General features: G+C 73.0%; 20 protein-coding genes and 1 tRNA gene. 12 read left to right on the top strand and 9 right to left on the bottom strand.

Going from position 1 to position 19,247, the window contains the following annotated elements; translation table 11 throughout:
- Nucleotides 1-17: 17 nt before the first annotated feature.
- Both AB0I68_RS03720 and AB0I68_RS03715 read left to right on the top strand, forming a co-directional pair.
- Nucleotides 18-1,874 carry a tetratricopeptide repeat protein gene (locus AB0I68_RS03720; protein WP_363175534.1) on the top strand — a complete coding sequence of 619 codons (1,857 nt, stop codon included), beginning with the start codon at nucleotides 18-20 and terminating at the stop codon, nucleotides 1,872-1,874.
- Nucleotides 1,875-2,038: 164 nt separating this feature from the next.
- Nucleotides 2,039-2,112: transfer RNA gene (locus AB0I68_RS03715), tRNA-Met, on the top strand.
- Nucleotides 2,113-2,226: 114 nt separating this feature from the next.
- On the opposite strand, the gene AB0I68_RS03710 is transcribed toward AB0I68_RS03715, so the two are convergent.
- The gene (locus AB0I68_RS03710; protein WP_363175533.1) at nucleotides 2,227-2,643 is read right to left on the bottom strand and encodes a Fur family transcriptional regulator; all 417 of its coding nucleotides are present in this window, start codon (nucleotides 2,641-2,643) and stop codon (nucleotides 2,227-2,229) included.
- Nucleotides 2,644-2,774: 131 nt separating this feature from the next.
- Here AB0I68_RS03710 and AB0I68_RS03705 point away from each other — a divergent pair, with 131 nt between their 5' ends.
- On the top strand, nucleotides 2,775-4,244 hold the full coding sequence (locus AB0I68_RS03705; protein ID WP_363175532.1) for a catalase: 1,470 nt from the start codon (nucleotides 2,775-2,777) through the stop codon (nucleotides 4,242-4,244).
- A gap of 57 nt (nucleotides 4,245-4,301) precedes the next feature.
- Here the strand turns inward: AB0I68_RS03705 and AB0I68_RS03700 are convergent, their stop codons facing one another.
- Nucleotides 4,302-4,697, bottom strand: a complete 396-nt coding sequence (locus AB0I68_RS03700; RefSeq protein WP_053784601.1) for a CBS domain-containing protein — start codon at nucleotides 4,695-4,697, stop codon at nucleotides 4,302-4,304.
- Nucleotides 4,698-4,886: 189 nt separating this feature from the next.
- A complete protein-coding gene (gene hisN, locus AB0I68_RS03695) occupies nucleotides 4,887-5,693 on the bottom strand; it encodes a histidinol-phosphatase (protein ID WP_363175531.1) in 807 nt (268 codons plus the stop codon).
- Nucleotides 5,694-5,815: 122 nt separating this feature from the next.
- Between hisN and AB0I68_RS03690 the strand changes: the two genes are divergently transcribed.
- Nucleotides 5,816-6,388: a TetR/AcrR family transcriptional regulator gene (locus AB0I68_RS03690; protein ID WP_363175530.1), complete on the top strand. Its 573-nt coding sequence runs from the start codon at nucleotides 5,816-5,818 to the stop codon at nucleotides 6,386-6,388.
- On the opposite strand, the gene AB0I68_RS03685 is transcribed toward AB0I68_RS03690, so the two are convergent.
- From AB0I68_RS03685 to AB0I68_RS03670, 4 genes are all read right to left on the bottom strand, one after another.
- Nucleotides 6,354-6,677 carry a multidrug efflux SMR transporter gene (locus AB0I68_RS03685; RefSeq protein ID WP_030153546.1) on the bottom strand — a complete coding sequence of 108 codons (324 nt, stop codon included), beginning with the start codon at nucleotides 6,675-6,677 and terminating at the stop codon, nucleotides 6,354-6,356. The two genes, AB0I68_RS03690 and AB0I68_RS03685, sit on opposite strands and share 35 nt — an antisense overlap.
- Before the next feature lie 91 nt (nucleotides 6,678-6,768).
- Nucleotides 6,769-7,779: a ribosome small subunit-dependent GTPase A gene (gene rsgA, locus AB0I68_RS03680; RefSeq protein ID WP_363175529.1), complete on the bottom strand. Its 1,011-nt coding sequence runs from the start codon at nucleotides 7,777-7,779 to the stop codon at nucleotides 6,769-6,771.
- 8 nt (nucleotides 7,780-7,787) lie between these two features.
- Nucleotides 7,788-9,137 carry a 3-phosphoshikimate 1-carboxyvinyltransferase gene (gene aroA, locus AB0I68_RS03675; protein WP_363175528.1) on the bottom strand — a complete coding sequence of 450 codons (1,350 nt, stop codon included), beginning with the start codon at nucleotides 9,135-9,137 and terminating at the stop codon, nucleotides 7,788-7,790.
- A gap of 65 nt (nucleotides 9,138-9,202) precedes the next feature.
- Complete coding sequence (locus AB0I68_RS03670; protein WP_363175527.1) at nucleotides 9,203-9,916, bottom strand: M50 family metallopeptidase; 714 nt, start codon at nucleotides 9,914-9,916, stop codon at nucleotides 9,203-9,205.
- A gap of 53 nt (nucleotides 9,917-9,969) precedes the next feature.
- Between AB0I68_RS03670 and AB0I68_RS03665 the strand changes: the two genes are divergently transcribed.
- The 8 genes from AB0I68_RS03665 (at nucleotide 9,970) to def (ending at nucleotide 17,880) form a co-directional block, all read left to right on the top strand.
- A complete protein-coding gene (locus AB0I68_RS03665; protein WP_363175526.1) occupies nucleotides 9,970-10,785 on the top strand; it encodes an SOS response-associated peptidase in 816 nt (271 codons plus the stop codon).
- Nucleotides 10,786-10,803: 18 nt separating this feature from the next.
- Complete coding sequence (locus AB0I68_RS03660; protein ID WP_363175525.1) at nucleotides 10,804-11,460, top strand: alpha/beta family hydrolase; 657 nt, start codon at nucleotides 10,804-10,806, stop codon at nucleotides 11,458-11,460.
- Between the two features lie 530 nt (nucleotides 11,461-11,990).
- Nucleotides 11,991-12,635: a sigma-70 family RNA polymerase sigma factor gene (locus AB0I68_RS03655; RefSeq protein WP_008741505.1), complete on the top strand. Its 645-nt coding sequence runs from the start codon at nucleotides 11,991-11,993 to the stop codon at nucleotides 12,633-12,635.
- Nucleotides 12,632-12,934: a mycothiol system anti-sigma-R factor gene (rsrA, locus tag AB0I68_RS03650; RefSeq protein WP_053784609.1), complete on the top strand. Its 303-nt coding sequence runs from the start codon at nucleotides 12,632-12,634 to the stop codon at nucleotides 12,932-12,934. Before AB0I68_RS03655 ends, rsrA begins: the two co-directional genes overlap by 4 nt.
- 175 nt (nucleotides 12,935-13,109) lie before the next feature.
- On the top strand, nucleotides 13,110-14,771 hold the full coding sequence (locus AB0I68_RS03645) for an HD-GYP domain-containing protein (protein WP_363175524.1): 1,662 nt from the start codon (nucleotides 13,110-13,112) through the stop codon (nucleotides 14,769-14,771).
- Between the two features lie 20 nt (nucleotides 14,772-14,791).
- Nucleotides 14,792-16,048: an HD domain-containing protein gene (locus AB0I68_RS03640; protein ID WP_363175743.1), complete on the top strand. Its 1,257-nt coding sequence runs from the start codon at nucleotides 14,792-14,794 to the stop codon at nucleotides 16,046-16,048.
- A gap of 119 nt (nucleotides 16,049-16,167) precedes the next feature.
- Nucleotides 16,168-17,178, top strand: coding sequence for a hypothetical protein (locus AB0I68_RS03635; protein WP_363175523.1), 1,011 nt, complete (start codon nucleotides 16,168-16,170; stop codon nucleotides 17,176-17,178).
- Between the two features lie 66 nt (nucleotides 17,179-17,244).
- The gene (def, locus tag AB0I68_RS03630) at nucleotides 17,245-17,880 is read left to right on the top strand and encodes a peptide deformylase (RefSeq protein ID WP_363175522.1); all 636 of its coding nucleotides are present in this window, start codon (nucleotides 17,245-17,247) and stop codon (nucleotides 17,878-17,880) included.
- A gap of 114 nt (nucleotides 17,881-17,994) precedes the next feature.
- On the opposite strand, the gene AB0I68_RS03625 is transcribed toward def, so the two are convergent.
- Nucleotides 17,995-18,381 (bottom strand): DUF3703 domain-containing protein, encoded by a 387-nt coding sequence (locus AB0I68_RS03625; protein WP_363175521.1) that lies wholly within the window; start codon nucleotides 18,379-18,381, stop codon nucleotides 17,995-17,997.
- Nucleotides 18,382-18,428: 47 nt separating this feature from the next.
- Nucleotides 18,429-19,142: a helix-turn-helix domain-containing protein gene (locus AB0I68_RS03620; RefSeq protein ID WP_363175520.1), complete on the bottom strand. Its 714-nt coding sequence runs from the start codon at nucleotides 19,140-19,142 to the stop codon at nucleotides 18,429-18,431.
- Nucleotides 19,143-19,247: the final 105 nt, after the last annotated feature.

The following is a 19,247-nucleotide window of genomic DNA, read 5'->3' as shown; positions in this document are numbered from 1 at the left end:
TAGCAGGTGATGCGACGATGGGATTTATGGGGGACAGGTCAACTCTGCTGGAGACAGGGCGGTTTGTGAGGGCGGAAGCCGAATCGGGCGCAGAGGCCAACGAGGAGGCTCCGGTCGTTAACGCGCAGACCGCACTGACCGATGCGGATTTCGCGGAGGAAATGTTCGCCGAGACCGATCCGGCGAGCGACGCCGAGCTGGAAGCACGGCACCGGGGCGCGGCCGACCGGGGCGACCCGGGCGCGATGAGCGTGCTCGGGGCGCTGCTGCTGCGCCGCGGCGACCTGGCCGGCGCCGAGCCGTACCTGCGCGGCGCCACCGCGGAGGGGGACCGCGCCGCCGCCAACAACCTGGGAGTGCTGCTGCTCCAGCGGGGCTACCCCGAGGAGGCCGCCGGCTGGTGGCGGGTCGCCGCCGTGGCCGGATCCGCACCGGCCGCACACGCGCTGGGCCGCCACTTCCGCGAGCGCGGGGACGAGCCCGCCGCCGAGTACTGGCTGCGCCAGGCGGCGGAATCCGGCCATGCCCTGGGCGCGTACGGGCTCGCCGACCTGCTGGAGCACCGAGGTGACAAGGGCGTCGAGCGCTGGCTGCGCCAGGCGGCCGAGCAGGGGCACCGCGAGGCCGCGTACCGGCTGGCCCGGCACCTGCGCAAGGGCGACCCCGCCGAGGCCGAGCAGTGGTACCGGCAGGCCGCCGCGCGCGGGCACCGGCGGGCCGCGCTGCACCTGGGCGCCCTCCTGGAGGCGCGCGGGGAGCTCAAGGAGGCCGGGCGCTGGTACCTGACCTCCGCCAAGCAGGGCGAGGCGCGGGCCGCGTGCGCGCTCGGCTTCCTGCTGCGCGACGCCGGCGACGAGGAGAGCGCCGTCGCGTGGTGGAACCGGGCCGCGCAGGACGGCGACGGGAACGCCGCCAATGCGCTGGGCGCGCTGCACGCCGCGCGGGGGGAGACCCAGACCGCGGAGAAGTGGTACCGGACCGCCATGGACGCGGGCGACCAGAACGGGGCGTACAACCTTGCTTTGCTGTGCGCCGCACAGGAGCGGACCGGGCAGGCCGAGCAGTGGTACCGGCGGGCGGCCTACGCCGGCCACCGGGAGGCGGCCAACGCCCTCGCCATCATGCTGCTCCAGGTCGGCGACGCGGCGGGGGCCGAGCCGTGGTTCTCGAAGGCGGCCGAGGCGGGCAGCGTCGACGCCGCGTTCAACCTCGGGATCCTGTTCGCGAGCCGGGACGACGACCGGACGGCGCTGAAGTGGTACGAGCGGGCCGCAGCGGCCGGCCACACCGACGCGGCGCTCCAGGTCGGGATCGCGCTGGTCCGCGACGGCGAGGACCGGGCGGCCGAGCGGCACCTGCGCTGCGCCGCGGGCGGCGGCAGCGCGGAGGCGGCGTTCCGGCTGGCCGCGCTGCTGGAATCGCTGGCTCCGCCACCGGAGCCGGTGGCGCTGGGCGAGCCGGTCGGCGGGGCCGAGCGCAGCGAGAGCGAGGAGTGGTACGAGCGGGCCGCCGAGCTGGGGCACCGGCGCGCGCAGGTGCGGGTCGGGATGCTGGCCGCCGCGCGGGGCGATCTGGCGGTCGCGGCGCGCTGGTACCGGGAGGCGGCCGAGGCCGGCTCCCGGAACGGGGCGTTCAACCTGGGGCTGCTGCTGGCCCGTGAGGGGGACGAGCCGGAGGCCGCGCTGTGGTGGACCCGGGCCGCGGTGGCCGGCCACGGCCGGGCGGCGCTGCGGCTGGGGCTCCTCGCCGCGCGCCACGGGGACCTGGCGGAGGGGCAGAAGTGGTGCGTCCGCGCCATGGAGCTGGGACCGGCGGAGGTCTCCGAGCGTGCCGCTCGGCTCCGCGAGGCGCTCGCGGAGGAGCTCTCGGCCTGACCCCTGGCCGGGGGTTTCGCCGCGATGTGGGTGCGGCACCGCTGCCGGGGGCTCTGCCCCCCCCCGCGCACCAAACGGCGGCGGGGCTGGACGGTGCCGGTGCGGCCGGAACGTTAAGCGATTTGCATCTGTCGGGTGGCGTCACGTAAAGTCGTGTTTACCGACGCGGGGTGGAGCAGCTCGGTAGCTCGCTGGGCTCATAACCCAGAGGTCGCAGGTTCAAATCCTGTCCCCGCTACTGAAGGCTGAAGGCCCGGATCCTCTGGATCCGGGCCTTCAGTCGTTTCCGCCGACGAAGGCGCGAACGGAAGAGGGGTCCGGGAGCCATGCTCCCGGACCCCTCTTCCGTTCGTCAGACCCCCGCGCAGGACGGGCACAGGCCGCGGTACGTCACCTCGACCGCCGACACCACGAAACCGAAGCGCTCCGCGTCCGGGAGGTCGGCCAGCGGGTTGCCCGCCGGGTGTACGTCGCGGATCGCGCCGCACTGGGCACAGACCAGGTGCTGGTGGGGCTTGTGGGCATTCGGGTCGTAGCGCTTGGCCCGGCGGTCCGTGGAGACCTCCAGGACCTCGCCGAGGGACACGAGCTCGCCCAGCGTGTTGTAGACGGTGGCGCGCGAGATCTCCGGCAGCTTGTCCACCGCCCGGGCGTGCACCTCGTCGGCCGTCAGGTGAACGTGGTCACCGTCGAGCACCTCGGCCACGACACGCCGCTGTGCGGTCATGCGCCATCCGCGTCCGCGAAGTCGTTCCAGCAGGTCACTCATGGACACCAGCCTAACAGCGAGGGGATTCGGTGTAACTCCCGAACCTGTGTGGAGTTGGATGCTTGCTTGACTTAGACAAAGTCCATCGTAGGATCGAGTACGGCAAAGGCCAAGGACAGGGCACAGCAGGAATGACGCAGGAGGCGCACGTGACGCAGGGACCGCTCACCACGGAGGCCGGGGCTCCGGTCGCCGACAACCAGAACAGCGAGACGGCCGGCGTCGGAGGCCCCGTTCTGGTCCAGGACCAGCTGCTCCTCGAGAAGCTGGCGCACTTCAACCGCGAGCGCATTCCGGAGCGCGTGGTGCACGCCCGCGGCGCCGGCGCGTACGGCACCTTCACCCTCACCCGTGACGTCTCCCAGTGGACCCGGGCGAAGTTCCTGTCCGAGGTCGGCAAGCAGACCGAGACGTTCCTGCGCTTCTCCACCGTCGCGGGCAACCTCGGTGCGGCCGACGCGGTGCGCGACCCCCGCGGCTGGGCGCTGAAGTTCTACACCGAAGAGGGCAACTACGACCTCGTCGGCAACAACACCCCGGTGTTCTTCATCAAGGACGCCATCAAGTTCCCCGACTTCATCCACACCCAGAAGCGCGACCCGTACACCGGCTCGCAGGAGGCGGACAACGTCTGGGACTTCTGGGGCCTGTCGCCCGAGTCCACCCACCAGGTGACCTGGCTGTTCGGCGACCGCGGCATCCCGGCGTCCTACCGCCACATGAACGGCTACGGCTCGCACACGTTCCAGTGGAACAACGAGGCCGGCGAGGTCTTCTGGGTCAAGTACCACTTCAAGACCGACCAGGGCATCAAGAACCTCACCCAGGCCGAGGCCAACAGGCTCGCCGGTGAGGACCCCGACTCGCACCAGCGCGACCTGCGCGAGTCCATCGAGCGCGGCGAGTTCCCGACCTGGACCGTGCAGGTCCAGATCATGCCGGCGGCCGACGCGGCCGAGTACCGCTTCAACCCGTTCGACCTCACCAAGGTGTGGCCGCACGAGGACTACCCGCCGGTCGAGATCGGCACGCTGGAGCTCAACCGCAACCCGGAGAACGTCTTCGCCGAGGTCGAGCAGAGCATCTTCTCCCCGGCGCACTTCGTCCCGGGCATCGGCCCGTCCCCGGACAAGATGCTCCAGGGCCGTCTCTTCGCGTACGGCGACGCCCACCGCTACCGCGTCGGCATCAACGCCGATCACCTGCCGGTGAACCGCCCGCACGCCACCGAGGCGCGCACCAACTCCCGTGACGGCTTCCTGTACGACGGCCGCCACAAGGGCGCGAAGAACTACGAGCCGAACAGCTTCGGCGGCCCGTTCCAGACGGACCGTCCGCTGTGGCAGTCCACCGCGGTCACCGGCGGCACGGGCAACCACGCCGCCCCGGTGCACTCCGAGGACAGCGACTTCGTCCAGGCGGGAAACCTCTACCGCCTGATGTCCGAGGACGAGAAGTCCCGTCTGATCGAGAACCTGTCCGGCTTCATCGCCAAGGTCTCCCGCGACGACCTCGCCGAGCGCGCGATCAACAACTTCCGCCAGGCGGACGGTGACTTCGGCAAGCGGCTGGAGGCCGCGGTCCAGGCCCTCCGCGGCTGACCCATCGCTCGCCGAGAGCTGAAGGGCCGGACCCCGACGGGGGTCCGGCCCTCCGGCTTACGCCGGTACGGTGCTGCGCCGCGCCGGCACCCAGCAGCGGATGACGTCGCGTACGGACACGATGCCGACGGGCCCGCCGTGCTCCAGCACGATCAGATGGCGGAAGCCGCCGTGGACCATCGCCTCGGCGGCCTCCTGGACGGTGGCCTGCGGGGTGCAGAACACCACGTTGTTGGTGGTGTGCGCGCCCACGGACTCACGGTCGGGATCGTGTCCCGCGCCGATGGAGTTGAGGATGTCGCGTTCGGTCAGGATGCCGATTCCACTGTGGTCGGGATCGAGGACGACGGCAGCGCCGACCCGTCGGCCGGACATCAGGCAGGCCGCCTGCCGGAGGGTGTGGGCGGGTCCGAGGGTGAGGATCACGGTGCTCATGGCGTCACGGACGAGCATGAAGAGAGCCACCTCCTGGGGAGAGTTCCTCCGCTTGGGTGGGTGCACCCGGTGAAGGTCCGCACCGAAGGGCGCAGAACTTAGAGAAGGCCTTCACAAGCGCACAAGCGGAGGAATCTCAGATTCCCATGGACACGCAGGGTCATCAAGAGGGCGCACACGGTTGTCCGGGTGCAGGGTCCGAACGGCTCAGGCGCGCGGGCGCAGATACCCCAGCATCTCCTCGTGCAACAACCCGTTCGAGGCGGCCGCGTTCCCGCCGTGTACGCCCTCCGCGCCGTCCAGGCTGGTGAACCGGCCGCCCGCCTCCTGGACCACGACCGCGATGGCCGCCATGTCCCACAGGTTCAGCTCCGGCTCGGCGCACAGATCCAGCGAGCCCTCCGCGACCATCACGTACGGCCAGAAGTCGCCGTAGCCGCGGGTGCGCCAGCACTGCCGGGTCAGCTCCAGGAACCCGGCGAGCCGGCCCTGCTCCTCCCAGCCGCTCAGTGAGGAGTACGCGAAGGAGGCGTCGCCCAGGGCACCCACCTTCGAGACCCCGAGCCGTACGGGCGTACCGCCCAGCGCACCGCCGGCGTACGCGCCCCCACCCTGCGCCGCCCACCAGCGCCGGCCCAGTGCCGGCGCCGAGACCACGCCGACCACGGGCCGGAACACCCCGTCGGCACCCTCCGCCATCAGCGAGATCAGCGTCGCCCAGACGGGGACGCCGCGCACGTAGTTCTTCGTACCGTCGATCGGGTCCACGACCCAGCGGCGCGGGCCGCTGCCCTTGAGTCCGTACTCCTCGCCCAGGATGGCGTCGGCGGGCCGCGCGGCCTCGATCCCGGCCCGGATGATCTCCTCGGCGGCCTTGTCCGCCTCGCTCACCGGGGTCATGTCCGGCTTCGTCTCGACCTTCAGGTCGAGGGCGCGGAACCGCTGCATCGTGGCGGCGTCCGCCGCGTCGGCGAGCTCAAGGGCAAGGCGGAGGTCATCGTCATACTCGGGCATGGCCGAACAGTATCGGGACTCCCCGGACCCGGCGAACGCCGTCCACGGTGCGACCGGCAGGCGCCCTTGACAGGATCTGTCGGTCCGTCAACTCTGGCGGGAAGTCGAGCGGGGAGGCGCGGATGCCGGCAGCCCGGGAGTCCTTGCTGGAAGCGGCGGGAGCGGCGCTCTCGGCGCGCCCCTGGCCGTCCGTGCGGATGGTCGACGTGGCGGCCACCGCCGGGGTGTCCCGGCAGACCCTCTACAACGAGTTCGGCGGCAAGGCGGGCCTGGGCCGGGCCCTGGTGCGCCGCGAGGCCGACTGGTACCTCGAAGGGGTGGACCGGGTCCTGCGCTCGCCGGCCGGGGCCGCCGAGCGCCTCGCCTCGGTCGCGGAGTGGACCGTCCGGGCGGCCCGCGCGCGTCCCCTCGTACGGGCCCTGCTGACGGGGTGCTGGGACGGGAACCTGCCGATGCCGCCCGGGCAGGGATCGCGGCCCGGAGTACCGGCCCCGGGGCCGGGGGAGCTGGCCCGGGCCGTCCGCGACCGCGCCTCCGTCGCGCTCACCCCGGGGGAGGGGGCGCAGCGGTGCGAGCTCGCCGTGCGCCTCGCGCTGTCGTACGTGATAGCCCCGGGCGAGGACCCGGGGCTCGGTGAACTGACGCGGCTGCTCCGCCTGCTCAGTGAGCCGACCCCGACAGCTGGAGGCCGATGACGCCCAGGATGACCAGCGAGATCGAGACGAGTTTCAGGGTCGAGACCAGGTCGCCGAGGAAGACCATGCCGTAGATGGCCGTCCCGGCGGCCCCGATGCCCGTCCACACCGCGTAGGCCGGGCCCACGTCCAGCTTCTTCAGTGCCAGGGTCAGCAGCCCGAAGCTGCCGAGCGCGAAGGCGGCGAAGGCGATGGTCGGCCACAGCCGGGTGAACCCGTGGGACAGCTTGAGACAGACCGCGAAGCCGGTCTCCAGGATTCCCGCGACGACCACCAGCAGCCACGCCATGGCGCATGCCTCCCCGCGTCAGGTGACGTCGTGTCACGTGGTGCGATTATGCATTTACCAGACGTGGTGCCCTGCAAACCCCGCCGGACGATCAGTCTCCTTCGCGGCGCTCGCGGGTCTGAAGCAGCCGCCGCAGCGAGTACAGGCGCGCCGGATCCGCGTGGCCGTCCTCCACCCACTTGTCGAGCGCGCAGTCCTGTTCGTCGTGGCTGCAGGCCCGCGGGCAGTCCTCCGTACCGGGAACCAGGTCCGGGAAGGCCAGGATCACCCGGGAGGGGTCCACGTGGTGCAGGCCGAAGGAGCGCACGCCCGGGGTGTCGATGACCCAGCCGTCGCCGTCCGGCAGCGGCAGCGCGAGCGCTGAGGTGGTGGTGTGCCGGCCGCGGCCGGTCACCGCGTTGACACGGCCGGTGGCACGCTGGCGGCCCTCGGTGACCAGCGAGTTCACCAGGGTGGTCTTGCCGACGCCCGAGTGGCCGACGAAGGCGGTGATCCGGCCGGTCAGGCGCTCGCGCACCCGGTCGGCGGCGTCGCCGGTCGCCAGCTCCTCGCGGTTGGTCACCACATAGTTCAGGCCGAACGTCGAGTAGATCTCCAGGATCTTGTCCGCGGAGGTCAGGTCCGACTTCGTGAGCACCAGCAGCGGCTCCAGCCCGGCGTCGTACGCGGCCACCAGACAGCGGTCGATCATCCGGGGCCGCGGCTCCGGGTCGGCCAGGGCGGTGACGATCGCCAGCTGGTCCGCGTTGGCGACGACCACCCGCTCGTACGGGTCGTCGTCGTCCGCGGTGCGCCGCAGGACGGACTTGCGCTCCTCGATCCGCACGATCCGCGCGAGCGTGTCCTTCTTGCCGGACAGGTCGCCCACGATCCAGACCCGGTCGCCGACCACCGCCGCCTTGCGGCCCAGCTCGCGGGCCTTCATCGCGTGGATCGCGCGGCCGTCGACCAGGCAGGTCAGCCGGCCGCGGTCGACGGTCAGGACGAAGCCCTCGGCCGCGTCCTCGTGCTTGGGCCGGATGGTGGTCCGGGGCCGGTTGCCCTTGGGGTTGGGCCGCTGGCGGATGTCGTCCTCGTCGGTGTGCTTGCCGTACCTGCGCATGACGGCCCCTACGCTCCGGCAACCCGCGACGCCTGGCCGAGCATGTCGGCCCACATCCTCGGGAAGTCCGGCAGGGTCTTCGCGGTCGTCGCCACGTTCTCGATCCGTACGCCCTCCACCGCCAGGCCGATCACCGCGCCCGCGGTGGCCATCCGGTGGTCGTCGTACGTGTGGAAGACGCCGCCGTGCAGCGGGCGCGGGCGGATGTGCAGGCCGTCGGCGGTCTCGGTGACCTCACCGCCGAGCCCGTTGATCTCCGCGGTCAGCGCCGCCAGCCGGTCCGTCTCGTGCAGCCGCAGGTGCGCCACCCCGCGCAGCGTCGACGGGGAGTCGGCCAGCGCCGCGACGGCCGCGATGCCCGGGGTGAGCTCGCCGACCTCGCCCAGGTCCACGTCGATGCCGTGGATCTTGCCGCTGCCGGTGAAGACCAGGCCCGCGTCGGTCAGCTCGCAGGAGCCGCCCATCTCCGTGAAGATCCGGCGCAGCTCGTCGCCGGGCTGGGTGGTGCGGCGCGGCCAGTCCGGGATCGTGACCGTGCCGCCGGTGATCAGGGCCGCCGCCATGAACGGCTGCGCGTTCGACAGATCCGGCTCCACGATCATGTCGCGGCCCAGCAGTGCGCTCGGCGCGACCCGCCACACGTTCGGCTCGCCGCCCGCCTCGGGGGTGTCGACCTGGGCGCCCGCCGCGCGCAGCATCTCCACCGTCATCCGGATGTGCGGCATCGACGGCAGGGCGGTGCCGACGTGCCGGACCTCGACGCCCTGGTTGAAGCGCGGGCCGGAGAGCAGCAGGGCCGAGACGAACTGGGAGGAGTTGGAGGCGTCGATCTCGACGACGCCGCCTTCCAGGGCCCCGCCGCCCTGGACCGTCAGCGGCAGCGCGCCCCGGCCGTCGTCGTCGATCCGGGCCCCGAGGGTCCGCAGCGCACTGATGACCTGGCCGAGCGGGCGCTCGTAGGAGCGCGGGTCGCCGTCGAAGCGGATGTCACCGGCGGCCAGGGTGGCGACGGGCGGCAGGAAGCGCATGACCGTGCCCGCGTTGCCGACGTCGACCGTCGCCGGGCCGTGCAGGGCCGCGGGGATAATCCGCCAGGCCTCGCCGCCGGCGCCGTCGCCGGAGCTGGAGGAGGCGGTCTCCTCGATGCCGACGCCCAGCGCGCGCAGCGCGTCCGCCATCAGCTGGGAGTCGCGCGAGCGCAGCGGGCGGCGCACCCAGCCCGGCTCGGCGGCGAGCGCGGCGAGGACGAGGGCGCGGTTGGTGACCGACTTCGACCCGGGCACGGTGACGGTGGCGTGGACGGTACCGTCGGCAAGCGGAGCGGGCCAGAGGGCGGGGAGCGCGGGGGTCTCGGTCATGGCCCCCACTTTAATGGCTCCTCCCGGACCCAGATCTTGATCGCGCCGCCGGTGGGGGGTTGGTCTCAGAGGTTGAGAAGCCAGCGCCCGCCGCCGATGATCGAGCACAGCGCGACGGCGTGGAAGAGGAGCAGCCAGGCCACCGGGTGGACGTGGGTGAGCCGCCCCAGCTGGTCCGCGTCGGAATCCGGCGCCCCGCCGTGCCGTCGCTTGGCGCCCAGCTCGAAGACCGGCCGCACTCCGCCCATCAGCAGGAACCACACCGCCAGGTACGCGAAGACGGCCTGGACCTCGGCCGGGGCGAGCCAGGAGACCAGGACGAACGTTCCGCCGGCCAGTACCACCGTCAGGGCGCCGTACGCGTTCCGGATCATCACCAGCATCGCGAGCAGCAGCGCGGTGGCCGCCCACAGCAGCAGCGTGATCCGGTGGGCCGACAGCAGCGCGGCCCCGCCGAGCCCGAGCAGCGAGGGCGCCGGGTACCCGGCGGCGGCGGTGAGGATCATCCCGGGCCCGGTCGGCTTGCCGACGCTGACGGTGACCCCGCTGGTGTCGGAGTGCAGCCGGATCCCGTCCAGCTTCCGTCCGGTCAGCAGCGCGATCAGCCCGTGGCCGCCCTCGTGGGCGATGGTCACGGCGTTGCGGGACAACCGCCACAGCGGGCGCGGCGCCACGGCGGCCAGCGCGACCACGCCTGTCACGATCACCAGCCACAGGGCCGGCGGGGTCTGTATGCCGGTGAGTCGGTCCCACAGGCCGGCGGTCGTGGTGCTGTCCATAGAGTGGCGGACTCCTTGCGGTGGTAAGAGGGTGAGATGGCAGTGTGGCAGCCATGTGCGGAAGGTATGCAGCGAGTCGCAAGCCCGAGGACCTGGCGGAGGCCTTCGGCGTCGAGCGGTGGGAGCCGGAGGAGACCCTGGCACCCGACTGGAACGTGGCGCCGACGAAGGAGGTCCACGTCGTCCTCGACCGTCCTGTGAAGGACGCTCCGGATCCGCGTCCGGTTCGTCAGCTGCGCGTCCTGAGGTGGGGGCTCGTCCCCTCCTGGGCCAAGAACCCCGACGGCGCCGCCCGGATGATCAACGCCCGGTCCGAGACGCTGGCCGAGAAGCCGTCCTTCCGCCGCCCCTTCGCGCAGCGCCGCTGCATCGTCCCCGCCGACGGCTACTACGAGTGGGTCACCGCCCACGACGAGCGGCAGCTGGAGGTCGAGGGGAAGAAGAAGCGGGCCCGCAAGCAGCCGTACTTCGTGCTCCCCGCCGACGGCTCCGTCTTCGCCATGGCCGGCATATACGAGTTCTGGCGCGACCCGGCCCTCCCCGGCGACCACCCCCGTGCCTGGTGGGCGACCTGCTCGGTGATCACCGCCGAGGCCGAGACCGGGCCGCTGGGGGTGGCCCCCGCCGAGGGGCCGGCGGCGCTCGCCGACATCCACCCCCGGATGCCGCTCATGCTGACCCCGGACCGCTGGGACGCCTGGCTGGACCCGGCCCGGACCGACACCGACGAACTCCGGGCCCTGCTCGCGCCGCCGCCCGGCGGGCTGATGCGCGCGTACCCGGTGTCCACCGCCGTCAGCAACGTGCGCAACAACGGGCCGGAGCTGCTCCACGAGCTGGCCGCGCCGGAGGAGAGCACGCTCTTCTAGCGCGTGCAGGATGGGTCCATGACCACGCGTACCGAGAGCGTCGACACCCCGGCGGGCGAGGCCCGCATCACCTGGCACCCCGCCCCCGCCCGCACGGCCCGCCTCGTGCTGGCCGTCAGCCACGGCGCAGGCGGCGGGATCGAGGCCCGCGACCTCCGGGCCCTGGCCGCCGCCCTGCCCGCGCAGGGGGTCACCGTGGCGCTGGTCGAGCAGCCGTGGCGGGTCGCCGGGAAGAAGGTGGCCGCCGCGCCCAAGGTGCTCGACGAGGGCTGGCGGGGCCTGTGGCCGGCGCTGGCGAAGCCCGGGCTGCCGGTGGTGGCGGGCGGGCGCAGCGCCGGGGCCCGGGTGGCCTGCCGGACCGCCGCCGAGCTGGGGGCGGCCGGGGTGCTGGCGCTGGCGTTCCCGCTGCACCCGCCGGGCCGGCCCGAGAAGTCCCGGGCCGAGGAGCTGACCGGCGCCGGGCGGCCCACCCTGGTCGTCCAGGGCGGCCGGGACCCCTTCGGGCGGCCGCAGGAGTTCCCGCCGCCGAGCGCGCAGGCGGCGTACGAACTGGTGGAGGTCCCGTACGGCGACCACGGCTTCGCGGTGCCGAAGAAGGCGGATCTGACCCAGGACGAGGCCCTCGCGGTGATCACGGAAGCGGTCGCCGAATGGCTCGCCGGGCTTCCCCTCTGACCCGGCCCCGGCCCGGCCGCTGACCCGGCCCCGGCCCGGCCGCTGACCCGGCCCCGGCCCGGCCGCTGACCCGGCCCCGGCCCGGCCGCTGACCCGGCCCGGCCGCTGACCCGGCCCCGGCCCGGCCGCTGACTCGGCCCCGGGCCGGCCGCCCGGGTCCGGGCGCACTGCCGCTCGAGGCCCGCCGGAGATCTCCTTGAGGGGGGCATGACGCACTCCGGGAAATCCGGGGTGATCCGGCTCACCTTTCGGCGCCGACCTGACAGGGGCCGGAAACCCCGCCCGCGCCCGGGAATGCGCGGCCCGACCCTTCTGTTGTCCCGGATGTCGGAACGCACGGGAACTCGTCGGAGGAGAGGGAGCGCATGACCCAGGTCATCAGCCAGCACCGTCCGCAGGCGGCAGGCCTGGACTGGACGGTCCTGCCCGGGCCCAAGCGCGGCCTGCTTCAGGCGGCGGAAGGCCGGGATGGTCGACTATTCTCCGATTCGAGCGGGTCCGCTTTCGGAGCCGTCACGCAGTCGGAGGAGGTGGGTCCTGTCGCTGGGACCGACGAAGGCCACGCGGAGGAGACGACCCCGGAGCGCAATGCGCGCTTCGAGAGGGATGCCCTCGGCTACCTCGACCAGATGTACTCGGCCGCGCTGCGCATGACGCGCAATCCGGCCGACGCCGAGGACCTGGTCCAGGAGACGTATGCGAAGGCGTACGCGTCCTTCCACCAGTTCCGCGAGGGCACCAATCTCAAGGCGTGGCTCTACCGCATTCTGACCAACACGTTCATCAACTCCTACCGCAAGAAGCAGCGTGAACCGCAGCGCAGCGCGGCGGAGGAGATCGAAGACTGGCAGCTGGCGCGCGCCGAGTCGCACATGTCGACCGGACTGCGTTCCGCCGAGTCGCAGGCACTCGATCACCTGCCCGATTCGGATGTGAAGGAAGCGCTTCAGGCCATTCCGGAGGAGTTCCGCATCGCGGTCTATCTTGCCGACGTAGAGGGCTTTGCGTACAAGGAGATCGCGGACATCATGGGTACACCCATCGGTACGGTCATGTCCCGACTGCACCGTGGCCGCCGTCAACTCCGCGGAATGCTGGAGGACTATGCCCGTGAGCGCGGGCTGGTTCCCGCCGGCGCGGGAGAGTCGAACGACCTGAAAGGCTCAGGCTCATGAGCTGCGGAGAGCCGCACGAGACGGAGTGTTCTGAGGTCCTGGACCACCTGTACGAGTTCCTGGACCACGAGATGCCGGACAGTGATTGCACGAAGTTCGAGACGCACTTCGGCGAGTGCAATCCGTGTCTGGAGAAGTACGGTCTGGAGCAGGCCGTGAAGAAGCTGGTGAAGCGCTGCTGCGGTTCGGACGACGTGCCGACCGATCTGCGCTCGAAGGTCATGGGACGGATCGAGCTGATTCGTTCGGGCCAGGCCGTCCCCGATCACGACGTGACCGCGGATCCCGCCACCGGCTGATCGAACAACTGCCCCTGGAAACCCACTTCGTTCACCCGAAGGTGCTAATCCGGGGGCGCCCGTACGGCGCAATACGAAAATGTGGCCCGCTGCACAAAGGGCCCCACCTATTCTCCCCAAGCGGTGCCGGTGCGATGCGGTGCCGTGCGTGCACGGCACAGGGGAGGAGAGCTCCATGCGGATACTTCCGCCGGCGGCGCGCGGATACGTCCTGTGCGCCGTCCTCGTGGCACTCGCCTGCACCGCCCCCACGCTCGCCGACCCCGGCACCCCCTGGCCCGCCGTCGGGCTGCTCGCCGTCCTCTACCTCGGCTGCGAACTCGTCAAGATCTGCCCGCTGCCGGGCAGCCGGGTCCCCGAGGGCATCGGATCCTTCTTCCCCGTGGTGCTCGCCGCCGTCTTCCTGCTGCCGCCGGCCGCCGCCGCGCTCGTGGCGCTGCCCGGCGGGTTCGTCCAGGCGGTGGTCCAGCGGCCCGCCTGGGTGCGCCGGGTGTGGCACGCGGCGCAGCAGGCCACGGCCGCCTGGGCCGCCGGGCGGACGTTCGGGCTGCTGGGCGGGCCGGCCGCGCTGGGCGGAAGCCCCTTCGACGGAACGTTCGGCGGGGCCTTCGGGGGGTCCGGGCCGACCGGTGCGGGCCGCCGGATCGCAGAGTTCCCGTACGCGATGCTCCCCGCGGCGGCCGCGGCCGTCGCCTTCTGCCTCGTACTGACCGCCCTCGACGGGGGCGTCCTGGCCGCCGCCGAGCGCCGGCCCGCACGGACGGCGTGGCATGGACTGCTCACCCTCCCCCGGACTTCGTCCGAAGGGACCCCCACCCTGGCCCCGTACTGCGTGCACGGCCTCGCCGGGCTGATGATGGCCGTCATGTGGCGCAGCTCGTACGGGTTCCCGGCCGCGCTGCTCGTCCTGCTGCCGATGTACATCTCCTGCTGGGTCTTCGCCCAGTACCACCGCGAGCGGGCCGCCCACCAGGCCGCGATCCGGGCGCTCGTCCAGGCCGTCGACCTCAAGGACCGTTATACGCGCGGCCACGGCGAGCGCGTCGGCCAGGCCTCGGCGATGATCGCCCGCGAGCTGGGCATGGCCGAGGACCGGCTCGAAGTCGTCCGGATCGCCGGGACCCTGCACGACGTCGGCAAACTCGGCGTCCCGACCCGGCTGCTGCGCAAGGACGGGCCGCTGACCCCCGAGGAGCGCCGGGTCGTCGAGCTGCACCCCGAGTACGGGCACGAGATGGTGCGCGGCATCGGCTCCCTGGGGGAGGCCCGGTCCGCGATCCTGCACCACCACGAGCGGGTCGACGGCTCCGGATATCCGTACGGGCTGACCGGCGAGCAGATCCCGGTGCTGGCCCGGGTGGTGGCGGTGGCCGACGCCTTCGACGCGATGACCTCGACCCGCTCGTACAGCCGGGCCCGGCCGGTGCCGGTGGCCCTGGCCGAGCTGGAACGGTGTGCGGGGGCGCAGTTCGATCCGGCGATGGTCCTCGCGCTGGTCACCTCCATCGGGCGGGACGGCTGGCACCCGGTGGTCACCGCGGACGACGACGTCCAGGTGATCCCGGCCGGTTCCGCTTCCGGATCCGCAGGCGCCGCCGCAGGGGCGGCCGCCCTGCCGGGCGGGACCCCCGCACCGGCACTGCCCGCGCTCCCGGCCCAGGGCCGCGAGGCGGCCGCGGCCCGCCGGGCCGCACCGGCCGCACCGGCTTCCCCGGCCGCACCGGCTTCCCCGGCTTCCCCGGCTTCCCCGGCCCGCGGCGACGAGCCGGCGGGCCGGCTGCTCGCTCGTGGCATGCGCACACCGGCCGGGGACGCGGAGAGCGGGGACGGCGCGTGAGGGACCGGGTCGCGTGGACGGTGCGCGGGGCCGCCGGGGTGCTCACCCTGGCCGGGCTCGGGCACACCCTGTGGAACGGCGTCGTCGAGCCCGGCACCGCCCTGGCCTTCGGCGCCCTGATCGCCTGCGGCGAGCTCGCCCGCCGCGACACCCGTGACAGCCGGGCCGCCCACGACGCGGCCGACGATCGCCGGCCCGCACCCCTGGGCTCCGCCGGCGCCCTCGCGTACGCCCTGCTCGGCCCGAACGCCACCCAGTCCACCCACCACGGGGTGCTCCAGATCGTCACGGTCGTCGTGTCCGCGACGCTCGCCGGGATCGTCCCGCACATCGCCCGTGGCCGCGGCCCCGCCGCCGACCACCTGGCCCGCCGGGTCCTCACCCTCGCCTTCGCCGCCGTCTGCTTCCAGCCGCTCTACAACTCCGGCCGGCTCGAGCACGGCCTCGGGCAGGGCCCGTACCTCGTCCTCTTCCTGCTCTTCCTGCTCGGCCTCACCGCCCTGTGCGACGCCGTGCTCGCCGCCGCGCTGTCCGGTGCCCGTACGGGCCGGCCGTACGGGCCGCTGCTGCGCGACGAGCTGCGCGCCCAGCTCGGCATCGGCTCGGCGATCTGCGCCACCGGCGTGGTCATGGCCCTCGGCGTGGCCGTCGCCGGGCTGTGGGCCCTGCCCGTCTTCTGCCTGCCCCTGCTGCTGACCCAGATGTCCTTCCACCGGATCACCGCGATCCGCACCACCTACCGCCAGACCATCACCTCCCTGGCCCGGGCCACCGAGATCGCCGGCTGTACCCGTCCGGGGCACTCCCGCCGGGTCGCCGCGCTGAGCTGCGCCGTCGGCCGGGAGCTCGGCCTGTCGGAGCGGGAGCTCACGGTGCTGGAATACGCCGCCCTCATGCACGACATCGGCCAGCTCTCCCTCGTCGACCCGGTCCGGTCCGGGGCCACCGCCGGGCTGCCCGCCGCCGAGGCCCGCCGGATCGCCGTGCTCGGCGGGGAGGTGGCCCGGCAGACCGGGGTGCCCGCCGAGGTGGCGGTGGTCGTGGAGCGGCAGGCGGACCCGTACCGGGAGCAGCCCGTCGCCGCGCGCATCGTGCGGGCGGTCAACGCGTACGACGACCTGCTCGGCGGGACCCGTCACCCGGGCGGCTCACTGACGGCCCTGGAGCAGCTCCGGCTGGGTACCGGGCGCGACTACCAGCCAGAGGTCGTGGAGTGTCTCGCAAGGGTTCTGGCCAGGGGCGGACGTGACAGAGTTGTTCCCGTCCGACCTGGGTAACCCATGGGTAATGAGCGGCCGTCCGAGTGGGCATGGTTGGATGCCAGTAGGAGTGTCCGCAAGGCTGCACCGTTCTCCCCCAGCCACCGCTGGGAGGTGCCCCCAGGCAGGCGGGAATTGTGAGGATCTTCGGGAAGGTACGGCATCGGCCCTCCGCCTCGTGGCGGCAGGCCACCGACCGCGCGTTCACGCTGATCGGCGACGGTCGGTACGAGGACGCGGGCGCGCTGCTGACCAGAGCCGCGGACCTGGAGCCCTGGCTGTCCGAGTCCTGGTTCAACCTCGCCCTGCTGCACAAGTTCCGGCACGACTGGGAGCAGGCGCGGTCCGCCGGACTGCGCGCCGTGGCCCTGCTGGACCGCGAGACCGGCGCCCCGGACTGGTGGAACGTCGGGATCGCGGCGACCGCGCTGCAGGACTGGCCGCTGGCCCGCCGGGCCTGGCAGGCGTACGGGCTGAAGGTGCCCGGGGACCCGCACGGCTCGGGCACCCATCCGGCGAAGGGCAGCGGCGAACCGGTCGGCATGGAGCTCGGCAGCGCCGCCGTGCGGCTGTCCCCCGAGGGGGAGGCCGAGGTGGTCTGGGGCCGCCGGCTGGACCCGGCCCGCATGGAGGTCCTCTCGATCCCGCTGCCCTCCTCGGGGCGCCGCTGGGGCGAGGTCGTCCTGCACGACGGGGTCCCGCACGGCGAGCGGGTCACCGCGGCCGGGCCCTCGTACCCGGTCTTCGACGAGATCGAGCTGTGGGCGCCCTCGCCGGTGCCGACCTGGGTGGTGCTGCTGGAGGCGGCCACCGAGGCGGACCGCGACGCGCTCGAGCAGCTGGCCTCGGACGCGGGCTTCGCCGCCGAGGACTGGTCGTCGTCGGTGCGGCTGCTGTGCCGGACCTGCTCGGAGAGCGTGATGCCGAGCGGCGAGGGCGACGGGGAGCACCTGGACCCGCACGACCACAGCGAACCGGGGCATCCCGGACCGCTGGGGCACCGTACGAACGGTTCCGGCCCGCTGTGGGTGCCGGAGCGGGAATGCGGCATCGCGGCGCCGGCCGGTCTGGTGCGCGGACTGCTCGACGGCTGGGTCGCGGACAGTCCGGAGACCCGGGAGTGGCGGGATCTCGAGGAAGTCTGCTGAGCGGGCACCGTAGGCTGTACCGGCACATTGGTGAACGGGTGGACTTACGGAAGGCGTACGGCGGACATGGCGCAGCAGGAGAACGAGGTCGTCGAGGTAGTGAACGACGGGTACGTCGTGGACACCGAGGACTGTGAGGCGCGCGAGCTGGCCCACCGCGAGCGCGGCACCGCCCGCCCGATCACTGTGGTCGGCAACCCGGTCCTGCACCGCGAGTGCAAGGACGTCACCGAGTTCGGCGACGAGCTGGCGCAGCTGATCGACGACATGTTCGCCAGCCAGAAGGCCGCCGAGGGCGTGGGCCTGGCCGCGAACCAGATCGGCGTGGACGCCAAGGTCTTCGTCTACGACTGCCCGGACGACGACGGGCTGCGCCACACCGGTGCCGTGGTCAACCCGAAGCTCGTGGAGCTGCCGGCCGGCTCCCGTGTGCTCGACGACTCCAACGAGGGCTGCCTGTCGGTCCCGACCGCGTACGCCTCGCTGGCCCGCCCGGACTACGCCGAGGTGACCGGCCAGGACGCGCAGGGCAACCCGATCAAGGTGCGCGGCACGGGCTACTTCGCGCGCTGCCTGCAGCACGAGACGGACCATCTGTACGGGTACCTGTACATCGACCGGCTCTCGAAGCGCGACCGCAAGGACGCCCTGCGCCAGATGGACGAGGGCACCCCGCGCTACGAGACGGTTCCGAACGCGTAAGAACCCCTCCGCACCCGACAGGCCCTGCCCGGTCCGGGGCAGGGCCTGTCTGCGTGAGGCGCTGCCGGGCCCCGCGCTGTACGGGGCCGACGCGAGCGCCGCATCGACCGGCGGCTACGCGCGGCCCAGCAGCACCCGCAGATCGTCCGGGAGGGGCATCGGCGTGAAGAGGCCCGCCGCCGTACGCCCCGTGTTGCCGTACGGCACGCGCCCGGTCACCGACCCGGCCCCCGCCACCAGGATCCGCACCACCTGCCCCACCGTCTCCGACCGGTCCCGGCAGCGCACCGCGAGCCGGAACATGTGCCAGTGCGCACGGGTGTGGGGCCTGGCCCAGGCCTGGGAGATGATGTGGGCCCGCTCCAGGGCGGTCCACATGGCCGGGGTGTCGGGCGCGGCGTCGCGGGCGCGGCGCAGCTCCGCCTCGAAGGCCTCGCGCACGGCGGCCGGCATGGCCTTGCCCGTGCACGCGGAAATGCAGCTCTTCATCAGGTTCTTCATGAGTCCACGGTGCGGCCGCAGGGCCCGCCGGCGCTTGAACGAACCTGCTACATCCACTGGATGGTGCGGGTGAAGTCCGACGGTGCGATCCCGAACATCCGGCGCCACACCCGGCTGAAGTGCGCCCCGTCGGCGAAGCCCGCGCCGTGCGCCGCGTCCGTCAGGGAGTGCCCCCGGGAAGCGAGTTCGGCGGCGCTCATCAGCCGCAGCCACAGCACGTACGGGCGGAACGGCAGCCCCAGCTCGGACCGGAAGAGGTGCGCGAGGCGGCTCTCCGACAGGCACGCCACCTCGGCCGCCTGGGACAGCCGTACGTGTTCCCGTCCGGGCAGCCAGTCCAGCACCCGCACCACCCCGGGATGCGGGTCCGCGGCCGGCAGCGGGCCCCGGGGGAGTACGGAGTCCAGCGCGCACGCCGCCTCGAAGGGATCGGCGGGCAGGCCGGTGGCCGGTACGAGGTCTGCCGCGTCCCCCGCCAGCGCCGCGAGCCGGCGCCCGGCCACGGAGAGGGGGTCGTAGTGCAGCACCACCCCGCGTGCGGTCCCGCCCAGCACGGAGTGCCGCACCCCGGCCGGGACCACGTACGCCCGGCACCTGAAGGGCTCCCCGGCCGGCCCGGCCAGCAGCAGCTCGTCCCCGCCCAGCGCGGCGATGACCTGCACGGAGTGGTGCGCGTGCGCGGTGGCGGACCCGACGGCGCCCCCGTACAGCATGCCCCCCGGCCGCAGCCGGGCCCGCCCGGCCCAGCCGGTGCCGGTCATGCCGCCCGCCCCGGACATGACGAAGCGCCCCCGCCCGAGAACCCGGTGAACCGGATGCTGCTTCCCATGGGCGGGGACGCTATCAAGCCGTACCGACGGCGACCG

The organism is Streptomyces sp. NPDC050448 (assembly GCF_040655295.1).
GTDB lineage: Bacteria > Actinomycetota > Actinomycetes > Streptomycetales > Streptomycetaceae > Streptomyces.
The sequence above is the reverse complement of the archived record's forward strand: the minus strand, read 5'-3'. Positions and strand labels throughout refer to the sequence as shown.